The organism is Pseudoalteromonas sp. BZA4, assembly GCF_040104395.1.
Lineage (GTDB): Bacteria > Pseudomonadota > Gammaproteobacteria > Enterobacterales > Alteromonadaceae > Pseudoalteromonas.
Map to the genome: position 1 here is coordinate 1 of NZ_JBECOT010000023.1, position 24,628 is coordinate 24,628.

Consider the following 24,628-nt stretch of genomic DNA (forward strand, 5'->3'; position numbering starts at 1 on the left):
TCACCCGTCCGCCGCTCGACGCCAGAGGTGCAAGCACCTCTTCGTTTCCGCTCGACTTGCATGTGTTAGGCCTGCCGCCAGCGTTCAATCTGAGCCATGATCAAACTCTTCAATTAAAAGTTTTTTGAAACCGAAGTTTCGTGCTCAATGAATTCTGATTTTGATATCTTTCGATATCGAATTGACTATGAAGTCACTCAGTTACATTTGAGACTCTAAATTTGTTTGCGTTACTTAGTAAACTAAGCTTCGCTGTTAGAACTCAACCTGTACGAGTGCCCACACAGATGATTGCTTTATATTGTTAAAGAACGTTGCGACGTTGTCGCTAGGGATGCGTATAATACATCCTTAATTTTTCGAGTCAACACTTAATTTTAAACTTTCTTTTTAGACCGTTTTAAACCGAAGTTTTACTTAACTCTCTGTCACTTTGTTCAGCGCTTTTCATTGCTGCCCGCCGTGTCAGTGGATGCGCATTATAGGGATGCGAAGAATTAACGCAAGCACTTTTTGAAGGTTTTTTTGATTATTTTCAAATTAGTACAATAACCATACAAATAAAGGGCTGCAGAGGGGTTTTAGCTCAAAAAGCAGTCATTTTTGTGAGGATAAAATGGCATAGAAAAAGCGACATACTTTAAATTAGGTATGTCGCTTTTTATTTTTATAAGGCGGATTAGTTAGTAGAAATTTCCCAAACAGCGATTGACCCCGAAATTTCATTACCAACAACTAGCAATGCTTCATTCGTTGCACTTTGTTCTGCAGGTATAAATGCCATACCTTCAGGAGCAAGATCACCTGTTATATCTGCATCAGCTTCTAGGCCACGATTAAAAAAGTAATCTTGGAATGTCACATTGTATGGATTAGTAATATCAAACACCATAATGCCACCCATACGCTCTAAACCAATAAATGCAAATGTACGTTCGCCAATCGTACCCAGTGCTAACGCTTCTGGTTCTGCACCTTTGTCATCAGAGCGACTATCACCGTCATTTTCATCTTCGTTATTATTGAATGCTGCTCCGTGAACTGATGCAGTAATACGTGAGATTTGATCGCCCGAGTCAAAAACAACCATGCCGTTACTATCCCAAATGGTAAAAGAGCGGGCACCATATGCATAGAGTGATTCATATTCGCCATTATTATCTTCATCACCTTTAACAGTGGTCACTTTTAAACGGCCAATATCACTGTTGTCATTGTTCAGGTAATCAAAATTGCTTGCCAGTGTTAAGTCTTTAGCTCTGGTTTCATCTATATATGATAAACAACCATCATCTTCATCATAATCTAGACCACCCTTTGCTAAACAATCAGCTTCGTCGGTTGTATCAAAGAAGTATTCTCGTGCATCACCTTCGTTCGCTGTGACAATGAAGTTAGCACCTTTCCAAGTAAAGCTTGAAATCGTATCAGGTTGATACATGCCATAGAGACCAGGGTACGATTTAAAGTTAACACCACCGTCTTTATCTGATGCATCAAAAAGTAAATTAGACCAATCTTTAAATCCTAAGCCTTTAAGCTCTAGGCTATTATCTTCAAGATTGACGATAGCAAGGGCGTTATTTTCTTGTAGTGACACGTAGGCAAACTTATTGTCTTTTGAAATGCTGATGTATTCAGGTTCTAAATCCATTGCTACGGTTGTATTAATCAAGTTACCGTTGATTGTCCGACCTGTCGGGTTAGCAAATACAATCCCAAGTTCTTCAAGCTCTGCTTGTTTGTCGTTATAAGCCGAAAAAGTAATGCTAATAGCAGTATCTGCAATTACACCATCATTAATATTAATAATGCTGATAGAGCCTTCAGGGTCAATACTGTAGTCACCATTAGGTTCGCCTTCATTTGCAACCAATACTTTATTGCCATCATGGCTAAAAGTAACCATGTCGGGTAGGGCGCCAACAGTGACATTTTTAATAAACTGAGGCTCGTTGCCACTGATATCATAAAATGCGATTAAACCAGCATCACCGGTATTACTAGCTGCCATTGCGACGGCTAAAAGTTCATTATTAGCATCAATAGCGATACTGTTTGCATCACCCACACTGTGCTCATTAAGTGCAAGGGTAATCTCTGAGGTTAAATTAGTGCCATTTATAACCCCTTCGTTATCTTTAACTAAAGCTGCACGGTCAAAGCTATCGGCTTTCATGATATTAACGACCGCAGAATCACCGGAACTATTGATAGCAAATATTCGTTGTTTAGATGCTTGGTAAGCAACAATTTCCGCAGCACCTTCAGGGCTTTCTGCGTTCAGCACTGCACGGCCGATAAGATTTATAGTTAAAGCAGCGTTTGCATCTGTACCATTTGCTCCGTCAGTTCCGTTTGTACCATCGGTGCCATTTACCCCATCAGTTCCATTAGTACCATTTTGACCTGCAGGGCCTTGTTCACCTTGTAAGCCGTCTTTGCCGTCGTCACCGTCTAATGAACAACCAGTAAGAATGGTTAAAAGTGATAGCGCAATAATTGATCTTTTTAACATTATTATTTTTCCTTCGTATTGTATTAACGCAATTACAACACGCAGGCATTACAACTATATGGCACTTTTATGAGAACAAACTGCAGCCACAAAAAAAGCGAGTATAAACTCGCTTTTTATTTATAAATTAGTAGGGTAGCTCATTACTTTTTAGTTGGACGCTTCCAACCAGTAAGGTTACGTTGTTTACCACGAGCGACTGCAAGCTGATCATCTTCAACAGTATTAGTGATAACAGAGCCTGCGCCAATCGTTGCCATTGAGCCAATATTAACAGGGGCCACCAGTGATGAATTAGAACCGATAAAGGCGTTATCTCCAATAATGGTTTTTGATTTATTTACGCCATCATAGTTACAAGTAATAGTACCTGCGCCAATATTAACTTTTTCGCCAACTTCAGTGTCGCCTAAGTAGGTTAGGTGGTTTGCTTTTGAACCTTTGCCTAAGCGGGTCTTTTTCATCTCAACGAAGTTACCAATGTGCGAGTCTTCTTCCATAATCGCACCAGGGCGAAGGCGGGCATATGGGCCTAAAGTACATTTAGCAGCAACACTGGCTTCTTCAACAAGTGAGTTAGCTTTAATAACAACGTTATCGCCGATAGTACAATCTTTAAGTACGCAATTTGGGCCAATTTGTACGTTGTTACCCAGAGTTACTTTACCTTCGAAAATAACATTAACGTCGATGAGAACATCTTCGCCAGTCGTTACTTCACCACGTACATCAATACGAGCAGGATCAGCAAGTGTTGCGCCGTTTAGCATTAGCTCTTCTGCTTGCCATGCTTGATATGCACGTTCAAGCGCTGAAAGTTGTACGCGATTATTAGCACCTTCAACTTCCATCGGATGCTCAGGCTGTGCAGAGGTAATTTCAACACCTTCACTGTGTGCCATCGCAACAATGTCTGTTAGGTAGTATTCACCTTGGGCGTTATTGTTAGATAGGTTACCTAACCAACGTTTAAGTAGCGCACCATTAGCAGCCATAATACCGGTATTGATTTCTTTAATCGCAAGTTGCTCAGGTGAAGCGTCTTTTTGTTCAACAATACCAACTAGCTTGCCATTTTCACGGATCATTCGGCCATAACCTGATGGGTCATCTAGGGTAACCGTTAATACTGCTAAGCCTTTTTCTGGAGTCGCAGCAAGTAGCTTTTCTAAGGTCGCGCGTTTTGTTAGTGGCACATCACCATAGAGTATTAATACGGTGTCATCATCGGCAATGTGTTCTTTAGCAACAGCAACAGCATGACCCGTACCGAGTTGTTCTTCTTGTAATACCCAGTTTACTTGGTTGTGCGATAGGGCTTCTTGAAGCTGCTCACGGCCATGACCATAAACAAGGTTTGTTTCACGAGCGCCAAGGGCAGTGGCATTATCAATAACGTGCTGAACCATAGGTTTGCCAGCAACTTTGTGTAATACCTTAGGTAGAGCAGAGCGCATACGGGTGCCTTTACCCGCAGCAAGAATAACGGTAGTCAGAGACATTAAAACAATATCCTTCTTTCTTTGTTTTAGGTGTGCAATATTTTGTGAGTTCTGGAAAACATACAAAGTTGTGTAAGTCACATCATGTGTAAATACGCAATCCTAATGTGTTGGACTGAACCTTGAATGAAACAGCTATTCACTATTAATTTACACTATTGTAGCGAGCTTTGATGAAGGATATAAGTATAAATATTAAAGTAGGATGCTTAGCGGTGAATTTTAGACACAAAAAAGCCCACATTAAGTGGGCTTTTCGAAAACCGAGTAGGCTTACTTTTTACGTAATTGTTGAATTACGCGAAGTTGAGCGATTGCTTCAGCAAGTTGCACTGCAGCTTGTTGATAATCTAACTCAGCAGTTGACGTATTCGCCATTTGCTCTTCAGCATCACGTTTAGCTTTTTCAGCCGCTTGCTCGTCTAGGTCTTCACCACGTACTGCAGTATCTGCAAGAATCGTGATGCGATCCGGTTGAACTTCTAGCGTGCCGCCAGCAATATACATCACGTCTTCGTGACCAAATTGCTTAACTAAACGTACCATACCAGGTTTTAGGGCAGTTAATAATGGAGCGTGACCATAGTTAACACCAAGGTCACCTTCACTACCACTCACTTGAATCGATTCAACCAGACCAGAGAACAAGCTCTCTTCTGCGCTTACTACGTCAAGATGTACAGTCATAGCCGCCATACTACCCTCCTAATTACATGCTTTTGGCTTTTTCTTGAGCTTCTTCAATAGAGCCAACCATGTAGAACGCTTGCTCTGGCATATCATCAAACTCACCGTTTAAGATACCTTTGAAGCCAGCAATTGTATCTTTAAGTGACACGTATTTACCAGGCGCGCCTGTGAATACCTCAGCAACGAAGAACGGCTGAGATAGGAAACGCTGGATTTTACGTGCACGAGATACAACTTGCTTATCTTCGTCAGAAAGCTCGTCCATACCTAGGATTGCGATGATGTCTTTAAGTTCTTTATAACGTTGAAGAACTGTTTGAACGCCACGCGCTGTATCGTAGTGCTCTTGACCGATTACTAGTGGGTCAAGTTGACGTGAAGATGAATCAAGTGGGTCTACCGCAGGGTAGATACCAAGTGAAGCGATATCACGAGAAAGTACTACTGTTGCATCTAAGTGAGCAAACGTTGTTGCTGGAGATGGATCAGTTAAGTCATCCGCAGGTACGTATACCGCTTGGATTGAAGTGATTGAACCCGTCTTAGTAGATGCGATACGCTCTTGAAGTACACCCATTTCTTCAGCAAGAGTTGGTTGGTAACCTACTGCTGAAGGCATACGACCTAGAAGTGCTGATACCTCTGTACCCGCTAGAGTATAACGGTAGATGTTATCAACGAAGAAAAGTACGTCACGACCTTCGTCACGGAACTTCTCAGCCATAGTAAGACCAGTTAACGCTACGCGTAAACGGTTACCCGGTGGCTCATTCATTTGACCGTATACTAGAGATACTTTGTCTAGTACGTTTGAGTCGTTCATCTCATGGTAGAAGTCATTACCCTCACGAGTACGCTCACCAACACCTGCGAATACTGAGTAACCGCTGTGCTCGATTGCGATGTTACGGATAAGTTCCATCATGTTTACGGTTTTACCAACACCGGCACCACCGAATAGACCAACTTTACCACCTTTAGCGAATGGACATACAAGGTCGATTACCTTGATACCAGTCTCTAAAAGTTCTACTGAACTTGATTGTTCTTCATAAGAAGGTGCTGCACGGTGAATAGACATACGCTCTTCTTCACCAATTGGACCAGCTTCATCAATAGGGTTACCTAAAACGTCCATGATACGACCTAGTGTCTTCGTACCTACTGGAACGTGGATTGGCTGACCTGTACCTTCTACTGCAGTACCACGACGTAAACCGTCAGTAGTACCAAGTGCGATACCACGTACCACACCGCCACCTAGCTGTTGTTGAACTTCTAAAGTTAAACCAGCTAAGTCGCCATCTGTTACTTTTAGTGCGTCATATACGGCTGGCACGTTGTCTTGTGGAAATTCGATATCCACAACGGCGCCGATAATTTGGACGACCTTACCTAAACTCATGTCTATTCCTCTCATTAAACTTTGCCGAAGCGTTAAACTGCTGCCGAACCGCCAACAATCTCACTAATTTCTTGTGTGATTGCAGCTTGACGAGCCTTGTTATAAACAAGCTGTAACTCATCCATAAGGTCGCCTGCGTTATCAGTTGCAGCTTTCATTGCAACCATACGGGCAGCCTGTTCAGAGGCAGCGTTCTCAACTACACCTTGGTATACTTGAGACTCAATAAAGCGTACTAACAGAGCTTCTAAAATTGCTTCTGGGTTTGGCTCATATAAGTAATCCCAAGAATGTTGAGATACTTCTTCTTCAGCTTTTGGCAAAGGGAGTAACTGATCGATTGTTGGCTCTTGCTTCATAGTATTAACGAACTTGTTGAATACTACGTATAAGCGGTCAATTTTACCTTCAGAGTATGCATCTAGCATTGTCTTTACAGGACCAATAACGTCTTGTAGTGAAGGTGTATCTCCTAAGTTCGCTTTTTTAGCGACTAACTTACCGCCAAAACGTTGGAAAAAGCCAGCTGCTTTGCTACCTAAAGTAGTAAATTCAGCTTCAACGCCTTTTTCTTTCCACGCTTTAACATCTAGGGCAACTTTTTTGAACTCGTTTGAGTTCAAGCCACCACATAGACCACGGTCAGTAGAGATAACAATATAACCAACTCGTTTTACTTCACGCTCTTCTAAGAAAGGGTGAGTAAAATCAAGATTTGCTTGAGCAACACGACCAATCACTTGGCGTAAGTTTTCAGCGTATGGACGGCTTGACGCCACACGTTCCTGCGCTCTTTTCATTTTAGACGCAGCAACCATTTCCATTGCGCTGGTGATCTTTTGAGTATTCTTGATACTCCCGATCTTGCTTTTAATCTCTTTTCCGCTGGCCATGACTCTCTCTCCGAATCAGGTGGGCTTTAGTTGCCTAAAGCTCACCATTCATAACTAAATTACCAAGTTTGCGTCGACTTGAACTTCTCTAGAAGTTCTTTAAGTTGAGCTTCAATCTCAGCGTTGTAGTTACCAGTTTCATTGATTTGAGCCATTAGCTCTGCGTATGTGCTGTTTGCATAAGAAATTAGGCCAGCTTCGAAATCCATGATTTTCGCGATTTCGATGTCTTTTAGGTAGCCTTTTTCAGCAGCAAATAGCGACAGAGACATTTCAGCAACAGACATTGGTGCGTACTGTTTCTGCTTCATTAGCTCTGTTACGCGCTCACCATGCTCTAATTGAGCACGTGTTGCATCGTCAAGGTCAGACGCGAACTGCGAGAACGCAGCTAATTCACGGTACTGAGCTAACGCTAGACGGATACCACCACCTAGTTTCTTAACGATTTTAGTTTGCGCTGCACCACCAACACGAGATACCGAGATACCAGCGTTAACAGCTGGACGGATACCTGAGTTGAATAAGTCAGTTTCTAAGAAGATCTGACCATCGGTGATAGAGATAACGTTTGTCGGTACGAACGCAGAAACGTCGCCGCCTTGAGTTTCAATGATTGGCAATGCCGTCAATGAACCTGTTTTACCTTTCACTTCACCGTTAGTGAACTTCTCAACGTAATCAGCGTTTACACGTGATGCACGCTCTAGAAGACGTGAGTGAAGGTAGAATACGTCACCTGGGTATGCTTCACGGCCTGGTGGACGCTTAAGTAGTAATGAGATTTGACGGTAAGCAACAGCTTGCTTAGATAAATCATCATATACGATTAGCGCGTCTTCACCACGGTCACGGAAGTATTCACCCATAGTACAACCAGAGAATGGTGCTAGGTACTGAAGTGCCGCAGATTCAGAAGCAGATGCAACAACAACAATCGTGTTTTCTAATGCACCGTGCTCTTCTAATTTACGTACTACGTTAGCGATAGTAGATGCTTTTTGACCAACTGCAACGTACACACACTTAACGCCTGTACCTTTTTGGTTGATGATAGCATCGATTGCTAATGCAGTTTTACCAGTTTGGCGGTCACCGATCACAAGCTCACGTTGACCACGACCTACTGGGATCATCGCATCGATAGATTTATAACCAGTTTGTACTGGCTCATCTACTGATTGACGTTCGATAACGCCTGGTGCGATTTTCTCAACAGGTTCAAAACCGTCGTTATCTAAAGCGCCTTTACCGTCGATAGGTGCACCTAGTGTGTTAACAACACGACCAAGTAGACCACGACCAACAGGAACCTCTAGGATTCGACCAGTTGATTTAACTTTTACGCCTTCTTTAAGGTCAGCGTAAGGACCCATTACTACAGCACCTACTGAGTCACGCTCAAGGTTTAGTGCGATAGCATAACGGTTGCCAGGAAGCTCGATCATCTCACCTTGCATACAGTCAGCAAGACCGTGGATGCGGATGATACCGTCAGTAACAGATACGATAGTACCTTCGTTACGAGCTTCACTTACAACTTCGAACTGCTCAATACGTTGTTTGATCAGATCTGAAATTTCAGTGGAATTAAGTTGCATGCTCTTTTTCCCAATTACGATTGTAGTGATGTAGCTAAGCGGGCTAATTTGCCACGTACTGAGCCGTCGATTACAGTGTCACCCGCCTTAATGATAAGACCGCCAACAACTGTAGTATCTTCACTACAATTCAGCTTAACTTTGCGTGCGAAACGTTTTTCAAGTGCCGCTACCAATGTTGCTTGCTGCTCAGCAGCAAGCGGTGTTGCAGAAATCACATCAACGTCGATTTCTTTGTCGTAGTCCGCTTTAAATTCAGCGAATAACTCAGCAACAGCAGGCAGTGCAACTAAACGTCCATTTTCAGCCATCACCTTGATTAGGTTCTGACCTTGTTCGTTGAGCTGCTCTGCACAGATCTTGATAAACAGATCTGCTTGTTCAGTAGCAGTAGGCAATCCAGCTAGCGCGGCAGCGGCTTGCTCGTTGCTGGCAACATGGCCAGCAAAGAACAGCATGTCGTTCCAACTTTCAACAGTGCCTTTTTCAACGGCAAGTTCAAAAGCCGCTTTAGCGTATGGGCGAGCGATAGTAGCCAATTCAGACATGCTCATACCCTCCTAATTACAGCTCAGCGACAAGTTTTTCAACGATGTCACTGTGTGCGGCTTGATTGATTTCGCGCTCTAAAATCTTCTCAGCACCAACCACTGCCAGCGTCGCTACTTGTTTACGTAGTTCTTCTGTTACACGGTTACGCTCTGCTTCGATTTCAGAGTGCCCTTGAGCAATAATTTTTTCACGCTCTTGTTGACCACGAACAGTTTCTTCGTCAACGATTAGCGTGGCACGCTTTTTAGCTTGTTCAATGATATCAGCCGCTTGAGCTTTTGCCTCTTTAAGCTGCTCAGCAGCTTTCTTTTGCGCAAGTTCTAAGTCTTTTTCGGCTCTATCAGAGGCAGCTAAACCATCTTCGATTTTCTTCTGGCGAGCTTCAATTGCACCATTTAGTGGTGGCCATACGTATTTCATACAGAAAAGTACGAAAACCGTAAATGCAATTAATTCACCGATAAGAGTGGCTGTTAAGTTCACGACCGCTCCTCCTTAAAATAGTAAGCTGTTCAAAAAATAATATTAAAGTACGAACAACAATACCATTGCGATACCAACACCGATCATAGCTACGGCATCGATTAGACCAGCAAGGATGAACATCTTAACTTGTAATGAAGGTGCAAGTTCAGGTTGACGAGCACAAGCTTCTAGGAATTTACCACCCATGTTACCGAAGCCGATTGCAGTACCGATTGCACCGAAGCCGATAAGTAGAGCAACAGCGATATACTTAAGACCTAATACTAGTTCCATTTTTTTCTCCAAAGTTTCAATTGTAAATTAAAATTAAATTTTAAAAGTGTAAAAAATTAGTGATTATCTGAGCTTGCCATGCTTAGGTATACGATTGTAAGCATCATGAATACGAATGCTTGCAGTACGATTACTAAGATGTGGAATACAGCCCAAATAAAGTGCAACGGTAGTTGCATTAAACCAACTGCGCCGATCAAGATGAAAATCAACTCACCAGCATATAAGTTACCGAATAAACGCAGTGCTAACGAGAACGGCTTAGCAACTAAAGCGATTGTTTCTAGTAATAAGTTACATGGGATTAAGAACACCATTGCTAGCTTGTTATTAGAGCTAAACGGGTGAAGCGTTAATTCAGCTAAGAATCCGCCAATCCCTTTGATTTTGATTGCGTAACCGATCATCAGAATGAATACACCAATAGCAAGTGCAGCAGTCATGTTGATGTCTGTTGTAGGTACAATCTTCATGTAAACGTCGTGAGAATCCATACCAAATGCTTGCTCGCCAACGAAGCCAGCGAATGCAGGTAGGAAATCAACCGGAATCAAGTCCATTAAGTTCATTAAGAACACCCAAACGAAAATCGTTAGAGCTAATGGAGCGATTAATGCGCTTTTACCGTGGTATGTGTCACGTACGTTGTCGCCAACGAACTCAACGATCATTTCAATGAAACACTGAAATTTACCAGGTACACCGGTATTTGCTTTCTTAGCGGCACTACGGAAGATCCATAAAAATACAAGACCTAGACCGATTGACCATGCGAGGGTATCTATATTCCATGTCCAGAAACCACTGTCTGCACACGCTTTGTTGAAGGCAAGACCAGCGTCGGTCGAGCACATCTTAGCGTTAGTTAAGTGGTGCTGAATATGGCTTGATAGAGTTACTTCTTCTGCAGCCATGTTATATCCCAAAAGTTAATGATTAAAAAAAACGGGCGCAAACAATCCGCTAAATAACACCAATACATAAACACAGAAAAACGGTAATAAAACGACCGTGTAAGACTTCAGTATCAGTGCAAACAAAACGATTGTTAGCATAAATTTTAATCCGTTGCCGCGCTTTAGCGAGGCATACACTTGATTTACTCGACTTGCACCCATATAACGGAATGCATAGACAGCAAATACAAAATTAGGGAGTAGTGCAACAGCTCCGCCAGCAAGCGCTGACTGGCCGGCATTGACTCCCCAACCTATAAAAACAATTACTGCAGCGATTAATGCTACGATACCCTGAAGACAAATTAATTTAAATGCGGCAAGCCTATACGGCCTTGCTAACCTATTAGTCACGTTTTGTTAACCTTTAGAACGTTAAATTGTCAGGGTATGAAAACTGGCGAAATTATACTGATTCCTACCAGTTTTGCAACTTGAGTCGACCCTTTGTAGTGCAAAAACACCACAAATGTCTCTTTTTGGACATGTTATTAATTAATGACGGGAATAGTCTTAATTTATACGGCTTAAAATGCCATCCAACTCATCAAGAGTTGTATAAGAGATAACCAGTTTGCCTTTGCCTTTTTTATTGTAGTTTATTTCTACTTTGGCGCCTAAATTTTCAGCAAGTTTTTGTTCTAACTGTTTGACATCCGGATCCTTTTCTTGCACTTCTTTTTTCGGGGCTGGTTCTAAGATAGAGCGAACTAATTTCTCAGTTTCACGAACAGTCAACGCTTTAGCAACCGCTAATCTAGCAGCATCTGACTGCGCTTCGCCTTCAAGTGCCAATAAACAACGTGCATGACCCATTTCGATGTCGCCATGCTCTAACAAGATTTTAACATCTTCGTTAAGATTATTTAGACGTAGTAAATTAGTCACAGTCGTACGCGATTTACCAACAGCTTCGGCGACTTGTTGATGAGTGAGTTCAAATTCGTTAAGTAAACGATTCAATGCAATCGCTTCTTCCATCGCGTTTAGGTCTTCACGTTGGATATTTTCAATCAATGCGATTGCAACGGCTGCTTCATCTGGTACATCTTTGATGATACATGGAACAGCATCTAATTTTGCAAGTTGAGCAGCACGCCAACGACGTTCACCAGCAATAATTTCATATTTGTCTGCACCAATTTGGCGCACAACAATTGGCTGAATGATGCCTTGAGCACGAATTGAGCTGGCTAACTCTTCTAGCGCTTCTTCAGACATGTCTTTACGCGGTTGATATTTACCCGATTGTAAAAACTCAATCGCTAATTTTTGCAGCTCACCTTTGCTTTGCTCTGCAACTACTTCAGAGACTTGCTCTGGTGTTGCTGTCGCTTGTTGCTGATTATTTGCACTTGGGGCAGGTTTTGATGAACTTAATAAAGCGTCGAGTCCTCGGCCTAAACCGCGTTTTTTAGCAGACATGTTATTTTTTTACCTCGAAGTTAGGCTACTGCTGAAGATGTTTTCTCTTTTCTACGTAACATTTCGCCGGCTAGGGCTAAGTAAGCTTTAGCACCACTTGATGCACGGTCATAATACATGGCAGGGGCACCAAAACTCGGCGCTTCTGCTAAACGGACATTACGTGGGATAACGGTACGATATACTTTATCGCCAAAATGTTGTTTGAGTTGTTCTGATACATCATTTGCAAGGCGATTGCGCGGATCATACATGGTGCGCAAAATCCCTTCAATTGTTAACGCTGGATTTACTAGCTTAGATAGCTGAGTAATGGTATCCATTAATGCCGTTAAACCTTCAAGGGCATAATACTCACATTGCATCGGAACTAAAATCGAATCTGCGGCAGCCATTGCATTAACAGTAAGCATGTTAAGTGAAGGCGGGCAGTCGATAAAAATGAAATCGTATTGATCTTGAATTTGTTCAAGCGCATTACGTAAACGCACTTCACGAGCAAACAATTCCATTAGTTTAACTTCAGCGGCAGTCACATCGCCATTAGCAGCAATTAAGTGATACTCACCTGAGGTTTCTTTATTGATCACTTCATCGATTGGTGTTTCTTCAATCAATAAATCGTAAATAGTCGCAACATCACCGTATTTATCGACACCACTACCCATAGTAGCGTTTCCTTGCGGATCAAGATCGATTAATAACACTTTACGCTTCGTCGCGGCCATCGATGCCGCGAGATTCACAGCGGTGGTTGTTTTACCAACACCACCTTTTTGGTTTGCTAATGCGATGACTTTTGCCACAGTGCTCTGATCCCTAGTCTTTAGATAGAATGATTAGATGTCTTTGCGCATCTAACTCAGGTACTTCCAAGCTGATTTTTTCATCAAACTTAATACCTTTAGGTAATGAGTCTAGTTCTTCGCTCGGAAATACGCCTTTTAAGGCGATAAATTTACCTGAATGATCAATCAAGTGCGCACACCAGTCAACCATATCTTGTAAAGAGGCGAATGCACGACTTAATACACCATCTAATTTAACACTTGGTTGATATTCTTCAACTCTAGACTGAACTGGGGTTACATTTTCAAGACCAAGTGCATGTTTTACCTGCATCAAAAAGCGTACGCGTTTACCTAAACTATCTAACAATACAAATTGTGTATCAGGTAAAGCGATGGCTAATACGATACCCGGTAAACCAGGACCGGTACCTACATCAATGTAATGTTTGCCTTTAAGGTGTGGTGCAACAACTAAGCTATCCATAATATGTTTAACCATCATTTCTTCAGGTAAACGAACAGAGGTTAAGTTATACGCTTTGTTCCACTTGTATAATAATTCAACATATTGCACAAGTTGTTGTTGCTGTTTTTTTGTTAGCGCAATATCAGTTTGCGCTAACAGCGAAGTTAATTGTTGTTGTAACACTGTATTCCTCACCAACTACGCAGTCTTGCGCAGTAAGCCTTGCTTTTTCAGATAGACTAATAATAGCGAAATAGCAGCAGGGGTGATACCTGAAATACGTGACGCTTGGCCAATTGTATCTGGACGACTATCAGTAAGCTTTGCGATAACCTCATTTGATAAACCAGAAACAGTTGAATAATCAAAGTCTTTTGGTAATACAGTTTGTTCATGACGTAGCTGCTTATTGATCTCATCTTGCTGACGAGCAATATAGCCTGCGTACTTAGTATGGATCTCAACTTGCTCAAGTGCAGCTTGGTTATCAAACTCAGAACCCAAACCATCTATTGCCATTAAGTCGTTATAACGAATTTCAGGACGGCGGATCAGATCTTCAAGGCTCGCTTCACGCGTCAGTGGTGTTTTTAATAATGCATTTACTTGATCAACAGCAACGTGATCTTTGTGGATCCATGTTTCTTTTAAACGTTGCGTTTCTTTTTCGATGATTTCCATTTTTTCGTTAAAGGCAGCCCAACGAGCATCGTCAACTAAGCCTAGTTCACGACCTTTCTCAGTTAAACGAATGTCGGCATTATCTTCACGAAGTAATAAACGGTATTCAGCACGGCTAGTAAACATACGGTACGGTTCTTTAGTACCTAATGTTGCTAGGTCGTCAATTAGTACACCTGTGTATGCTTCATCACGACGAGGTGTCCAAGACTCTTTGCCTTGTACTTGTAATGCGGCGTTCATACCCGCAATTAAACCTTGTGCGCCAGCTTCTTCGTAACCGGTTGTACCATTGATTTGGCCTGCGAAGAATAAACCATTAATAAACTTAGTTTCTAATGATTGCTTTAAGTCCCGCGGATCAAAGAAGTCATACTCAATCGCATAACCAGGACGGCAAATGTGTGCATTTTCAAAACCAGTGATTGATTGCACAATTTCAAGCTGTACATCAAACGGTAAGCTTGTTGAAATACCATTTGGATATAATTCGTATGATGTTAAACCTTCAGGCTCAACAAAGATTTGATGTTTGTCTTTATCTGCAAAACGTACGATCTTATCTTCGATTGAAGGGCAGTAACGTGGACCAATACCTTCAATTACACCTGAATACATAGGTGAGCGATGTAAGTTATTGCGGATCACATCATGTGTTTTTTCATTTGTATAAGTGATGTAACACGGGATCTGCTGTGGGTGATCCGATTGTTTACCCATAAATGAGAATACAGGTGTAGGGGTATCACCAGGCTGTTCTTGCATCTTGCTAAAATCAACAGTTCGCGCATCAATACGAGGAGGCGTGCCTGTTTTTAAGCGATCAACACGGAAAGGTAATTCACGTAAACGCTCAGCAAGTGCAATTGAAGGTGGATCACCGGCACGACCGCCTTTGAAGTTCTCTAAACCAATATGGATCTGACCACCTAAGAAAGTACCTACGGTAAGAACCACAGAAGGTGCGCTAAAACGAAGACCCATTTGCGTTACAACACCAATTACTCGATCACCTTCAACGATTAGATCGCCACATGATTGTTGGAAGATCTTTAAGTTTTCTTGATGTTGTAAAGTATGTTGAATAGCTGCTTTATACAAAGCACGGTCAGCTTGTGCACGTGTAGCACGTACTGCAGGGCCTTTAGATGAATTTAAAGTACGAAATTGAATACCGCCTTTATCAATAGCCTGAGCCATTGCACCACCAAGTGCATCGATCTCTTTAACTAAATGGCCTTTACCAATACCGCCAATTGCCGGGTTACAAGACATTTGACCAAGGGTATCCATATTATGAGTTAGCAATAGGGTATTCATGCCCATGCGAGCAGATGCTAATGCAGCTTCAGTACCTGCATGTCCACCACCTACAACAATAACATCAAAACGTTCGTGAAAAATCATTTATGGGATCCTACTTAATCGACCAGCAAAACTTTGTAAAGGGAGCGTATTCTACCTAGAAATTTAGAGAAGATAAATGATTAAACAGTGCTCAAGATCTAAGTGGGTGATCTCTAATAATATAAAGGATCTTTTAAAGAGATCTTTTATTACTCTTACTACTAGTAACGGTTAGATCTGTTGATAATGTTCGCTTTACTATTTAAAACATGATCTTAACGCAGATCTAAAGGTGTTAATATGATCGGATCTTCCCGCGTAAAAGCTTTGATCAAAAGGGCTATTTATACACAGGGCAATATCGGTTGGATCTTATCCAAGGGATAAACTAGGTTAAAATCGCAGTTAGATCAGTGTTTATCCACAATCCGATCTAAATTATCAGTAAATTGTGGGTAACTTTTATAACAACGATCAACACCGATTGGCTTAATTGAGCCCTGCTGATTCGATCCAGCTTGGTAACCAGGCTAATGCCGTGTCTTCTGGCAATGCTTCATCAAGAATATTTAGCTCTAAGCGTTCTGCCACGCGGTTTGCGCCTTTATTAGCTAATAACTCATCTAGATTACGGCCTGCATAGTTATAGGTGTCGTAACTAGTGTCACCCAATCCGATCACACTGTAGTTTAATCCTTTAAGATCAGCCTGTTGGTTAATAGACTCAACAAATGGCAGTAGGTTCTCTGGGTAGTCTCCCGCGCCGTATGTAGAAGTACATAACAACCAAATAGTATCTTGCTGATCAATATCATCAAATACAGGCTGTTCATGAAGCTGCACTTGGATCCCTTGTTGTTCAAGGGCTTCTGCTAGTTGCTCTGCCACGTATTCTGCAGATCCCATTTGGCTGCCAACGATGATATTTACTGATTGCATGTGATTGATCATGTATAGAAATAAGTGGCCACATGATAACTAAGTTAGGGTGTGAGTAAAGCGTTGAATTACGATCTGAATAAGTTTTTCTGCTTAAAATGACAGCTTTAATTTAATTATTTTTATAATGTACTGTTTTTAATAGTTTTTTATATTTATTCATAAATTAAACCCTTTGATCAAGCTGTTAATAAATTTGGGGAAAGTTCTGATCAAGCTAAATATTGGAAACTGTATAACTTTGCTAAGTTGTTGATCTTTAATTATGTGTAAGCGCTTAATTTTTCAGATCTGATAAAAATAGTGAGTATGATCGTTTTGTGGATAGATCGCTTGTTGATAACGATCGGTTTGCAATTTGCGATCAATAAAATAGATCGAAATAAACTTAAATAAGCGCTAATAAAGGCTGTTTTTAAGAAAATTAGTTATCAAAAAGGGCTGTTGTATGAAAGTAAATTCAAATTTCCGCGTTTTTTTATGATCAAATCAGCCTTTAGATCTAAAAAAGCCCCAAATGTGGATAACATTTTTAGCTAAATTCGATCTTAAAAGCTGTTTTGATCTAATTTTTTAGCTCGCTAAGTTAGTTTTCGATCTGAGTTAAACTGGTTTTTATCGTATTACCGACTAGATCATAGAGTGAATTACCCAATGAAAACCGTTTTGCACCACCAGCGAAAGCGGCTTTTGCTGAGTTAAAATTGCTCATTGCCATAACATTTAATGGCATATCTATTGTGTTAGCTAAGCTGGTTATGTGCTCTATGTTAGTTAAGCCGGGCACAAACAGACCGTCTGCACCTGCATTTTGATACGCTTTTGCTCGCTTTAATGTTGCTTGAAAAGGGGAGTCACTAACAAAGTAGGTATCGGTTCTGGCGTTTATAAATAAACCACCGAAGCCATTTTCGTTAAGTACTTTCTTTATTTCACTAATAATAGTGCATTGCTGCTCGGTAGATCTCAGTGCGTAAGTGTCTGAGTCTTCTATGTTGATGCCTACAACTCCTAATCTTGCTAACGCTAAAACGTTTTCGCTAATTTTCAGCGGATCATTACTGTAGCCTGACTCTATATCCACAGAGAGTGGAATATGAAGGTGTTCGGTTAAGCTTTTAGCCAGTGCTAATTGAGTTTTAAAAGAGATGTTTTCACCATCAGCTAACCCTAAACTGGCAGCAATTCCCCAGCTGGTTGTTGCTACTGCTTTAGCTCCCGCAGCTTGGATGAATTGTGCTGAACTAAGATCCCACGCATTGGCAAGTATAAAGCCGCTTTGCTGGTGGTGTAATTGGTGAAAGAGTTGATATTTGTCCATGATGTCCTCCGTTTAATGACATCGCTAGACTAATTGATATGAGGTTAATTACTGGCTGGTTTCGGCCCTGAACCGATAATTGATTACTAGACTAAAAACAAAAAAGAGTCTTGCGACTCTTTTTTATAATATTGATGACCGGAATTTATTTACCGATACAGAACGAACTAAAGATTTTCCCTAGCAAGTCATCAGAAGTAAATTCACCCGTTATCTCATTTAAGAACTGTTGAGTTAGGCGTAACTCTTCAGCCAAGATCTCACCAGCAATATGCATCTCTAATTGCTCTTTGCCTGTGTTTAAATGATAGGCTGCATGCTCAAGAGCATCTAAGTGACGACGGCGTGCCATAAATCCACCTTCTGTGGCGCCTTGGAAACCTATACATGCCTTTAAGTGAGTACGAACTAACTCTATACCCTCTGCATTTTTAGCGCTTAAACGGATCACCGGATATTGATCATGTTCATCCATACCGACATTTTCACCGGAAATATCGGCTTTATTTCGGATCACAGTAACACCCATACCCTCTGGCAACTTGGCCATAAACTCTGGCCAAATATCATGAGGATCAGTGGCTGATGTGTCTGTGCCGTCTAACATAAATAGTACGCGATCGGCTTGGTTAATTTCATCCCATGCGCGTTCAATACCAATTTGCTCTACTTTATCTGGGCTTTCACGCAGGCCTGCGGTATCAATAATATGTAGTGGCATACCATCAATGTGGATATGTTCGCGTAATACGTCACGTGTTGTACCTGCTATTTCGGTAACGATAGCAGCATCACGGCCAGCTAACGCATTAAGTAGGCTTGATTTACCAGCGTTAGGGCGACCCGCAATAACAACACGCATACCTTCACGCATGATGCTACCTTGTTTAGCTTGCTGAGTTACATTCTCTAATTGATCAATAATGGCATTGAGATCTGCGGATACTTTACCGTCTGATAAAAAGTCGATTTCTTCATCTGGAAAATCAATTGCGGCTTCAACATACATACGTAGGTGAATGACTTTCTCCACCAGCGTTTCAATATGTTTAGAGAATTCACCTTGCAGTGATTGGAGGGCGCTTTTTGCTGCTTGTTCACTGGTTGCATTAATTAAATCGGCAATTGCCTCTGCTTGAGTTAAATCAAGCTTATCATTCATGAATGCGCGTTCAGAGAACTCACCTGGTTTTGCTAAACGTACACCGTCAATTTGGCTAATTTCTTTTAATAGCATATCTAATACGACAGGGCCGCCGTGACCTTGTAGTTCTAGTACGTCTTCGCCGGTAAATGAATTTGGCCCTTGGAAGTAAATAGCAATACCTTGGTCAAGCTGTTCACCGCTCAAGCTTTTAAATGGTACATAGTCTGCGTAACGTGTTTTAGGACAACGGCCAATAATCTGTTCTGCCACTGTTTTAGCTAAGCTGCCAGAGACGCGAATAATACCAACCCCACCACGTCCTGGTGCGGTCGCTTGTGCTGCAATTGTGTCTTGATTAATCATGCGATGAAATAATGCCAATAAAAGAATGAATGCTGGCTCTATTGTAACCTATGGCTTAATTTCATGCGAATAGCTGTTTGAGTAATGAGGTAGCAAAAGTCTGATGTAAGTAATACTTTATTTAGCTTTAATTAATAATAAACGACCATTGCAAATGATAATTATATTCATTACCATGTTGCGCATTCTAAATCTTATCGTTTTTTATTATGCGTCTTTCTGCTGTTTTTATTGCACTTGCTGCTGGTTTTTCGGGCGTTGCCCATGCTCAAACTGATGTAACTACTTCTGATCAAAGTGATTCTAAAGAACTCGAAAAAATAGAAGTTGTTGGCCGTGCGTTCTCTTTATATCGCCCAACCGAGTCAAGTTTTGCTACTCGTACCAATACACCTTTAGAGAAAATTCCTCAGTCAATTCAAATTTTGCCGCAGGAGCTGATCAGTGATCAGGCTGCTCGCCAAATTACCGACCTTTATAGCAATATTGCTGGCGTTAATGCCTTTAGTTATTCAGGTGTGACATTTCGTGGCTTTCGCCAAGATGAGATTTTATACGATGGCGTAAAGGGCGACCCTTTCAATGGCTTTGCTGTACCGCAATTATTTAATATTGAACAAGTTGCGGTTTTAAAAGGACCTGCTGGCGCTATATACGGTAGTGGTAATCCGGGTGGTATTATTAACTATGTAACTAAGAAGCCTAAATTCACCAGTGAACACAGTATTGAAGTTGAAGTAGGTAATGATGACTTTTTCAGTGGTGCATTAGAAAGCACAGGAACCTTGAGTGAATCACTTGATAATCATGCTTACCGTGTTGGTCTTTACCGTGATACTGAAAAGCCATTCCGTGCTAATACTAGCAGCGATAATACCATTGTTGATCTTGGTTATACGTGGCTTATTAACAGTGCAACCGAATTGACCACTCAGTATACCTATATAGAGCAAGAGTTGGGTGGGGCACGTTTACGTGGTGTACCTGCTGATGATAATGGCAATTTTTTAACTGATATTAGCTGGAATCATAACGAGGCGACAGACTTTCAAAATGTTGAAGCCCATGTCTATCAGGCAACTTTAAAACATGAGTTTAATGATGTTTGGCGCACAGATGTCACAGCACGTTATTTTGATAACAAAGAAGTGCAAAACTACCATGAACCAAGAGGCCTCGTAGATACAGATGACGACGGTATTGTTGATTGGAGCTATCGTGAGTTTCGTGATCAAGTACGTGAGAACGAAGGTTTTAGCTTAACAGCTAATGCGATTGCAGAATTTACAGTTGCAGACATGCAGCATCAAGTGCTGTTTGGTAGTGATTGGTATGAACATGATTTTGAAAGCGTTTACCGTACAGCTACGCAACAAAGTAAAGGTGGCCCAGTACCAGGACTTGATCTTAACAACCCTGAGTATGGTTTAACCTCTGCTGATGATTATGATCTTGATAGTATTACACCTAGGCTTGGCAAAACGAATAGCACCCGCTTTGGTGCCTACTTGCAAGATCAACTAGATATCACCGCTAATTGGAGTGTGACAGCTGGTTTAAGGTATGACCGCTTTGAAGATAAAGATCTGTTAAATCAAACCGAGTTTTCTGATAGCGACTTAACTTACCGTATTGGTACTAGCTATAACATTAACAATATGTTCTTCCCTTATGCGCTACATGGCACTGGCTTTGTGCCGCAAAGTGCGAGTAATCAAGAAACAGCAAAGGGCGGTCCGTTCTCTCCAGAGACTAGCCGTATTAACGAGTTAGGTTTAAGAACTAAGCTATTAGCAGACACACTTGCTGTTAATATGGCTGTGTACGATATTGTCCGTGAAAACATCCTGCAGCCTAGCTTATTAGGTGATGTTGCAGGTGACGGCGTTGATGACCTAGTTGCCGTTGGTGAAGTACAAAGTAAGGGCTTTGAACTTGAAGTGGTTGGTGACATCACTGAGCGCTGGGTAGTGACTGCAAGCTACGCTTATAATGATACCCGTATTACTAAAGCCAACGACAGCATTCGTAACCAAATTCCAGATAGCGATAAATTTGCTAACGCACCGCAAAATACCCTAGGTATATGGACACGCTATGAGCTACCTAGCTTATCGTCATCTATTTCTGCTGGCTTAGACTATGTTGATGAACAGCTTAGTTTAGGTGGTCAACGTGTTAAACCTTACACTGTTTATAATATGGCGTGGCAAACAACCGTTGATAACTGGCAATGGCAGCTATCAGTTAAGAACCTATTTGATAAAGAATACGCAAGCAGTGGTTTTATCGAGCGAACAGGGCACTTTCCTGGTGAGCCACGCCGTGTCTATTTAAGTGCTAAATACAGTTTTTAATGGTGGCGTGTGAACGCTAAAAGTTGGTTTAACTTACATTCTTGGGCAGGACTCTTTGTTGGAGTCCTGCTTTTTGTTACCTGCGTATCGGGAACACTCGCTACGTTAAGTCATGAACTCGAGTACTTAACAGACGCTAAGTACCGTGCTTTAACTTCTTCTGCTTCGACTAACTACCCAGCTCTCGAAAACACCCTTAATAAGCATTATCCGCAAGCTCAGTTACTTTATATCCAACGTCATAAGCAAGATTACCTTGCCACTGAAGCGGCTCTTAAAGTTGGTGATTCATTTCGCTTTGTTTATTTAGATGCTGCAACGGGTCGCTTACTAGGTGAAGGAGAGTGGGCGCGGATATCGCGGTTTTTACGTAACTGGCATATGAACTTGTCGATGGGCTGGATGGGTAAACTAATCGTCACCAGTTTGAGTGTTTTACTCGTTATTTTATTGGTTTCGAGTTTTTATGTGTATCGGCGCTGGTGGCAAGGCTTTATGAAAAAGCCTGCTGCGCTAAGCCTTGATAAACGTAGTAGTTGGTCTGATTGGCATAAGCTGTTAGGGCTTTGGAGTTTATGGTTTATTGCTGTGATGGCCATCACAGGGGTTTGGTATCTGGTAGAACATGGGCTGCAAACTGCGAATGTACCTCACTATGTCTCTAGTCCACCAGCCGTGAGTGAGTTTAAAAAACAAAGCCCTAGCAAAGGTCTATCGCCAATTAGTTTATCTGCTGCTTATGAAGCTGCTCAACAGGCGTTTCCTAGCCTTGATATTCCTATATTCGTTATCCTAATAAAGCGGATCAGCCTATTGAAGTGCGTGGTTATAACGATGATATTTTATTGCGCCTGCGTGCTAACCGGGTTTATTTAAAACCAAGTTCCGGTGAAGTTCTTGGTATACAAAAAGGGGAAGAACTAAACCTGCTTCCACGAATTAAAGACACCGCTGATCCGCTGCACTTTGGTAACTTTGCAGGCATTGGTACCAAGCTTATTTGGGGGTTATTTGGTGCATTGATGAGCTTTGTAAGCGCTGCTGGCATCTATATGAGTTGGCTTAGGGTTAAGCGTAAAACAACGACTGGAAAGTGGCTTGGTTTATCTGGGATGATTGCAATCGGTTTGGTGGTTGCTTCGTTACTAACAACGAGTTTGAGCTTTACTGAACGCAGTGTGCCCAATCAAGTTTATTCTCCTATTCTCGGTTAGCTATTTATTTATTTTTAGGCATTAAAAAAGGCGCAGTTAGCGCCTTTTTTATTGGATTAAGAGTTTAACCTCTTACCTTAATACCTTTTTTCTCCATACCGCGGTAGATGATTAGCATCTGAGCGATTGAGATAAGGTTCGATACTAACCAGTAAAGTACTAGGCCAGATGGGAACCATAAGAAGAAAATAGAGAATACTACAGGCATAAAGGTCATCATTTTTTGCTGCATAGGGTCAGTAACCGTCATAGGTTGCAGCTTTTGAGTGATGAACATACTTAAACCAAATAAAACAGGTAATACGTAGTATGGGTCCATTGCTGATAAGTCATTTAGCCATAAAATGAATTCAGCATGACGTAGCTCTGTTGATTCTAAGAATACGTAGAATAATGCTAAGAAGATTGGCATTTGTAGTAACAGCGGGAAACAGCCACCCATAGGGTTCACTTTTTCTTTGCGGTACATTTCCATCATAGCCTGACCAAATTTTTGACGGTCATCACCATACTTTTCTTTTAGTGCAGCCATTTTAGGCTGTAAGGCACGCATCTTCGCCATTGACGTGTATTGTGCTTTAGTAAGCGGGTACATTGCCGTTTTAACGATAACCGTGATTGCAATGATAGCTAGACCCCAGTTACCTAGGATGCTGTGTAACCACTTAAGTAGTACGAATAATGGTTGTGAAATAAACCATAACCAACCGTAGTCTACAGTTAGGTCTAAGTCTGGGTGGATTGCTTCTAGTACATCAGACTCTTTCGGGCCCATGTAATAAGTTGAGCTAAGTGTTGCTTGCGTACCAGCTTGTACGTTAACTGCTTCACCTTTAGTACCAATAATTGCCGCATTACCAGCAACTAATTTGCTGTAAAGGGTATTTTGTTGGTCTTGCTTTGGTACCCACGCACTTACAAAGTAGTGTTGGATAAATGCAATGTAGCCGCCAGCTGTAGTGATGTTAAGGTTCTTATCAGCCATGTCTGAGAAGCTGTACTTTTCGTATGGCTCTTCTTCAGTACCGTATGCTGCACCTAAGTAGTTTTGATCTACTAAGCTGCCTTTTTCTTGTACTGTGCGTTTTACTTGTGTGTATAACTGAACTTGAATTGGATCAGCTGTTACGTTGTTTACTGTGTACTCTAAATCTACAGCGTAGTCGCCTTTTTTGAAGATATAAGTTTTAGTAAATGTCACACCTTTACTGTCAGTAAACTCAAGTGGTACACGTAGCTCATCACCCGTTAAAGTGAATGCTTTTTGTGTGGTTTTATAAACAGGGCGACCAGCAACAGTTGCGTCAGGACCATTTAAACCAATTAAGCCACTTTGCGAGAAGTATTGCTTACCATCGAACTCACCTAATAGCATGTAAGGTGTGTTACTGCCTTTTTCTTCTTCGTACTGAAGTAAGTCTGTTTCAATGATGTCACCACCACGGGTGTCAATTTTAACAGTGAATACATCAGTTGTTACATCAATAACTGAGCGCTTTGCTGTCGTTACAGCTGGAACTTCACCGTCAGATGATGCTGGAATAAAGTCATCAGATTCTGGTGTTGTTGCGCCTAGTGTTTGTGTTGTGGCACTTGGATCAGCCTTTGGTGCGTTGTAGTCGTTATTCCATTCTTGAAATAATAAAAACGACACAAGCATCAAGCCGATTAATAAAAACGTGCGTTGCGATTCCATAACAG

22 protein-coding genes and 1 rRNA gene are annotated in these 24,628 nt (G+C 41.5%); 3 read left to right on the top strand and 20 right to left on the bottom strand.

The features are described from left to right. From ABMY41_RS11170 to mnmE, 19 genes are all read right to left on the bottom strand, one after another. Positions 1 to 116, bottom strand: a 16S ribosomal RNA gene (locus ABMY41_RS11170); the annotation flags it as partial. Between the two features lie 563 nt (positions 117 to 679). Beyond that, a complete protein-coding gene (locus ABMY41_RS11175; RefSeq protein ID WP_349274672.1) occupies positions 680 to 2,518 on the bottom strand; it encodes a choice-of-anchor I family protein in 1,839 nt (612 codons plus the stop codon). Positions 2,519 to 2,661: 143 nt separating this feature from the next. Continuing rightward, positions 2,662 to 4,020: a bifunctional UDP-N-acetylglucosamine diphosphorylase/glucosamine-1-phosphate N-acetyltransferase GlmU gene (glmU, locus tag ABMY41_RS11180; protein ID WP_063528634.1), complete on the bottom strand. Its 1,359-nt coding sequence runs from the start codon at positions 4,018 to 4,020 to the stop codon at positions 2,662 to 2,664. 273 nt (positions 4,021 to 4,293) lie between these two features. Then, positions 4,294 to 4,716, bottom strand: coding sequence for a F0F1 ATP synthase subunit epsilon (locus ABMY41_RS11185; RefSeq protein ID WP_054554812.1), 423 nt, complete (start codon positions 4,714 to 4,716; stop codon positions 4,294 to 4,296). Between the two features lie 13 nt (positions 4,717 to 4,729). Further along, on the bottom strand, positions 4,730 to 6,115 hold the full coding sequence (atpD, locus tag ABMY41_RS11190) for a F0F1 ATP synthase subunit beta (RefSeq protein WP_054554811.1): 1,386 nt from the start codon (positions 6,113 to 6,115) through the stop codon (positions 4,730 to 4,732). A gap of 32 nt (positions 6,116 to 6,147) precedes the next feature. Beyond that, complete coding sequence (atpG, locus tag ABMY41_RS11195) at positions 6,148 to 7,008, bottom strand: F0F1 ATP synthase subunit gamma (protein WP_054563740.1); 861 nt, start codon at positions 7,006 to 7,008, stop codon at positions 6,148 to 6,150. A 59-nt stretch (positions 7,009 to 7,067) separates the two neighbouring features. Continuing rightward, on the bottom strand, positions 7,068 to 8,609 hold the full coding sequence (gene atpA / locus ABMY41_RS11200; protein ID WP_054554809.1) for a F0F1 ATP synthase subunit alpha: 1,542 nt from the start codon (positions 8,607 to 8,609) through the stop codon (positions 7,068 to 7,070). A 14-nt stretch (positions 8,610 to 8,623) separates the two neighbouring features. Then, positions 8,624 to 9,157, bottom strand: coding sequence for a F0F1 ATP synthase subunit delta (gene atpH, locus ABMY41_RS11205; RefSeq protein ID WP_054554808.1), 534 nt, complete (start codon positions 9,155 to 9,157; stop codon positions 8,624 to 8,626). 16 nt (positions 9,158 to 9,173) lie between these two features. Continuing rightward, a complete protein-coding gene (atpF, locus tag ABMY41_RS11210; RefSeq protein ID WP_054554807.1) occupies positions 9,174 to 9,644 on the bottom strand; it encodes a F0F1 ATP synthase subunit B in 471 nt (156 codons plus the stop codon). A gap of 42 nt (positions 9,645 to 9,686) precedes the next feature. After that, on the bottom strand, positions 9,687 to 9,920 hold the full coding sequence (gene atpE, locus ABMY41_RS11215; protein WP_004335261.1) for a F0F1 ATP synthase subunit C: 234 nt from the start codon (positions 9,918 to 9,920) through the stop codon (positions 9,687 to 9,689). A 56-nt stretch (positions 9,921 to 9,976) separates the two neighbouring features. Continuing rightward, positions 9,977 to 10,834, bottom strand: coding sequence for a F0F1 ATP synthase subunit A (atpB, locus tag ABMY41_RS11220; protein ID WP_054554806.1), 858 nt, complete (start codon positions 10,832 to 10,834; stop codon positions 9,977 to 9,979). A gap of 15 nt (positions 10,835 to 10,849) precedes the next feature. Further along, entirely contained in the window at positions 10,850 to 11,230 is a 381-nt protein-coding gene (locus ABMY41_RS11225) for an ATP synthase subunit I (protein WP_054554805.1), read from the bottom strand. Positions 11,231 to 11,389: 159 nt separating this feature from the next. Continuing rightward, on the bottom strand, positions 11,390 to 12,301 hold the full coding sequence (locus ABMY41_RS11230; protein WP_054554804.1) for a ParB/RepB/Spo0J family partition protein: 912 nt from the start codon (positions 12,299 to 12,301) through the stop codon (positions 11,390 to 11,392). A 20-nt stretch (positions 12,302 to 12,321) separates the two neighbouring features. Then, positions 12,322 to 13,107 carry a ParA family protein gene (locus tag ABMY41_RS11235; RefSeq protein ID WP_054554803.1) on the bottom strand — a complete coding sequence of 262 codons (786 nt, stop codon included), beginning with the start codon at positions 13,105 to 13,107 and terminating at the stop codon, positions 12,322 to 12,324. Between the two features lie 13 nt (positions 13,108 to 13,120). After that, the gene (rsmG, locus tag ABMY41_RS11240; protein WP_349274673.1) at positions 13,121 to 13,741 is read right to left on the bottom strand and encodes a 16S rRNA (guanine(527)-N(7))-methyltransferase RsmG; all 621 of its coding nucleotides are present in this window, start codon (positions 13,739 to 13,741) and stop codon (positions 13,121 to 13,123) included. A 15-nt stretch (positions 13,742 to 13,756) separates the two neighbouring features. Continuing rightward, positions 13,757 to 15,646: a tRNA uridine-5-carboxymethylaminomethyl(34) synthesis enzyme MnmG gene (gene mnmG / locus ABMY41_RS11245; protein WP_349274674.1), complete on the bottom strand. Its 1,890-nt coding sequence runs from the start codon at positions 15,644 to 15,646 to the stop codon at positions 13,757 to 13,759. A 429-nt stretch (positions 15,647 to 16,075) separates the two neighbouring features. Beyond that, on the bottom strand, positions 16,076 to 16,525 hold the full coding sequence (mioC, locus tag ABMY41_RS11250) for an FMN-binding protein MioC (RefSeq protein ID WP_054554800.1): 450 nt from the start codon (positions 16,523 to 16,525) through the stop codon (positions 16,076 to 16,078). 586 nt (positions 16,526 to 17,111) lie between these two features. Next, the gene (locus ABMY41_RS11255) at positions 17,112 to 17,846 is read right to left on the bottom strand and encodes an isocitrate lyase/phosphoenolpyruvate mutase family protein (protein ID WP_349274675.1); all 735 of its coding nucleotides are present in this window, start codon (positions 17,844 to 17,846) and stop codon (positions 17,112 to 17,114) included. A gap of 145 nt (positions 17,847 to 17,991) precedes the next feature. Then, positions 17,992 to 19,356, bottom strand: coding sequence for a tRNA uridine-5-carboxymethylaminomethyl(34) synthesis GTPase MnmE (gene mnmE, locus ABMY41_RS11260; protein ID WP_349274676.1), 1,365 nt, complete (start codon positions 19,354 to 19,356; stop codon positions 17,992 to 17,994). A 209-nt stretch (positions 19,357 to 19,565) separates the two neighbouring features. Here mnmE and ABMY41_RS11265 point away from each other — a divergent pair, with 209 nt between their 5' ends. From ABMY41_RS11265 to ABMY41_RS11275, 3 genes are read left to right on the top strand one after another with little or no spacing between them, the layout of a single operon-like run. Beyond that, the gene (locus tag ABMY41_RS11265) at positions 19,566 to 21,713 is read left to right on the top strand and encodes a TonB-dependent siderophore receptor (RefSeq protein ID WP_349274677.1); all 2,148 of its coding nucleotides are present in this window, start codon (positions 19,566 to 19,568) and stop codon (positions 21,711 to 21,713) included. Between the two features lie 9 nt (positions 21,714 to 21,722). After that, positions 21,723 to 22,589: a PepSY-associated TM helix domain-containing protein gene (locus tag ABMY41_RS11270; RefSeq protein ID WP_349274678.1), complete on the top strand. Its 867-nt coding sequence runs from the start codon at positions 21,723 to 21,725 to the stop codon at positions 22,587 to 22,589. Beyond that, positions 22,532 to 22,927 (top strand): PepSY-associated TM helix domain-containing protein, encoded by a 396-nt coding sequence (locus ABMY41_RS11275; RefSeq protein WP_349274679.1) that lies wholly within the window; start codon positions 22,532 to 22,534, stop codon positions 22,925 to 22,927. Before ABMY41_RS11270 ends, ABMY41_RS11275 begins: the two co-directional genes overlap by 58 nt. Before the next feature lie 64 nt (positions 22,928 to 22,991). Here ABMY41_RS11275 and yidC read toward each other — a convergent pair whose 3' ends face one another. Further along, on the bottom strand, positions 22,992 to 24,623 hold the full coding sequence (gene yidC / locus ABMY41_RS11280; RefSeq protein WP_289098294.1) for a membrane protein insertase YidC: 1,632 nt from the start codon (positions 24,621 to 24,623) through the stop codon (positions 22,992 to 22,994). Positions 24,624 to 24,628 lie beyond the last annotated feature (5 nt).

What these genes read in the sequence shown, in the direction of transcription:
- ABMY41_RS11175 (WP_349274672.1), bottom strand. Translation starts at nt 2,518, where the DNA reads ATGTTAAAAAGATCAATTATTGCGCTATCACTTTTAACCATTCTTACT.
- glmU (WP_063528634.1), bottom strand. Translation starts at nt 4,020, where the DNA reads ATGTCTCTGACTACCGTTATTCTTGCTGCGGGTAAAGGCACCCGTATG.
- ABMY41_RS11185 (WP_054554812.1), bottom strand. Translation starts at nt 4,716, where the DNA reads ATGGCGGCTATGACTGTACATCTTGACGTAGTAAGCGCAGAAGAGAGC.
- atpD (WP_054554811.1), bottom strand. Translation starts at nt 6,115, where the DNA reads ATGAGTTTAGGTAAGGTCGTCCAAATTATCGGCGCCGTTGTGGATATC.
- atpG (WP_054563740.1), bottom strand. Translation starts at nt 7,008, where the DNA reads ATGGCCAGCGGAAAAGAGATTAAAAGCAAGATCGGGAGTATCAAGAAT.
- atpA (WP_054554809.1), bottom strand. Translation starts at nt 8,609, where the DNA reads ATGCAACTTAATTCCACTGAAATTTCAGATCTGATCAAACAACGTATT.
- atpH (WP_054554808.1), bottom strand. Translation starts at nt 9,157, where the DNA reads ATGTCTGAATTGGCTACTATCGCTCGCCCATACGCTAAAGCGGCTTTT.
- atpE (WP_004335261.1), bottom strand. Translation starts at nt 9,920, where the DNA reads ATGGAACTAGTATTAGGTCTTAAGTATATCGCTGTTGCTCTACTTATC.
- atpB (WP_054554806.1), bottom strand. Translation starts at nt 10,834, where the DNA reads ATGGCTGCAGAAGAAGTAACTCTATCAAGCCATATTCAGCACCACTTA.
- ABMY41_RS11230 (WP_054554804.1), bottom strand. Translation starts at nt 12,301, where the DNA reads ATGTCTGCTAAAAAACGCGGTTTAGGCCGAGGACTCGACGCTTTATTA.
- mnmG (WP_349274674.1), bottom strand. Translation starts at nt 15,646, where the DNA reads ATGATTTTTCACGAACGTTTTGATGTTATTGTTGTAGGTGGTGGACAT.
- mioC (WP_054554800.1), bottom strand. Translation starts at nt 16,525, where the DNA reads ATGCAATCAGTAAATATCATCGTTGGCAGCCAAATGGGATCTGCAGAA.
- ABMY41_RS11255 (WP_349274675.1), bottom strand. Translation starts at nt 17,846, where the DNA reads ATGGACAAATATCAACTCTTTCACCAATTACACCACCAGCAAAGCGGC.
- mnmE (WP_349274676.1), bottom strand. Translation starts at nt 19,356, where the DNA reads ATGATTAATCAAGACACAATTGCAGCACAAGCGACCGCACCAGGACGT.
- ABMY41_RS11265 (WP_349274677.1), top strand. Translation starts at nt 19,566, where the DNA reads ATGCGTCTTTCTGCTGTTTTTATTGCACTTGCTGCTGGTTTTTCGGGC.
- yidC (WP_289098294.1), bottom strand. Translation starts at nt 24,623, where the DNA reads ATGGAATCGCAACGCACGTTTTTATTAATCGGCTTGATGCTTGTGTCG.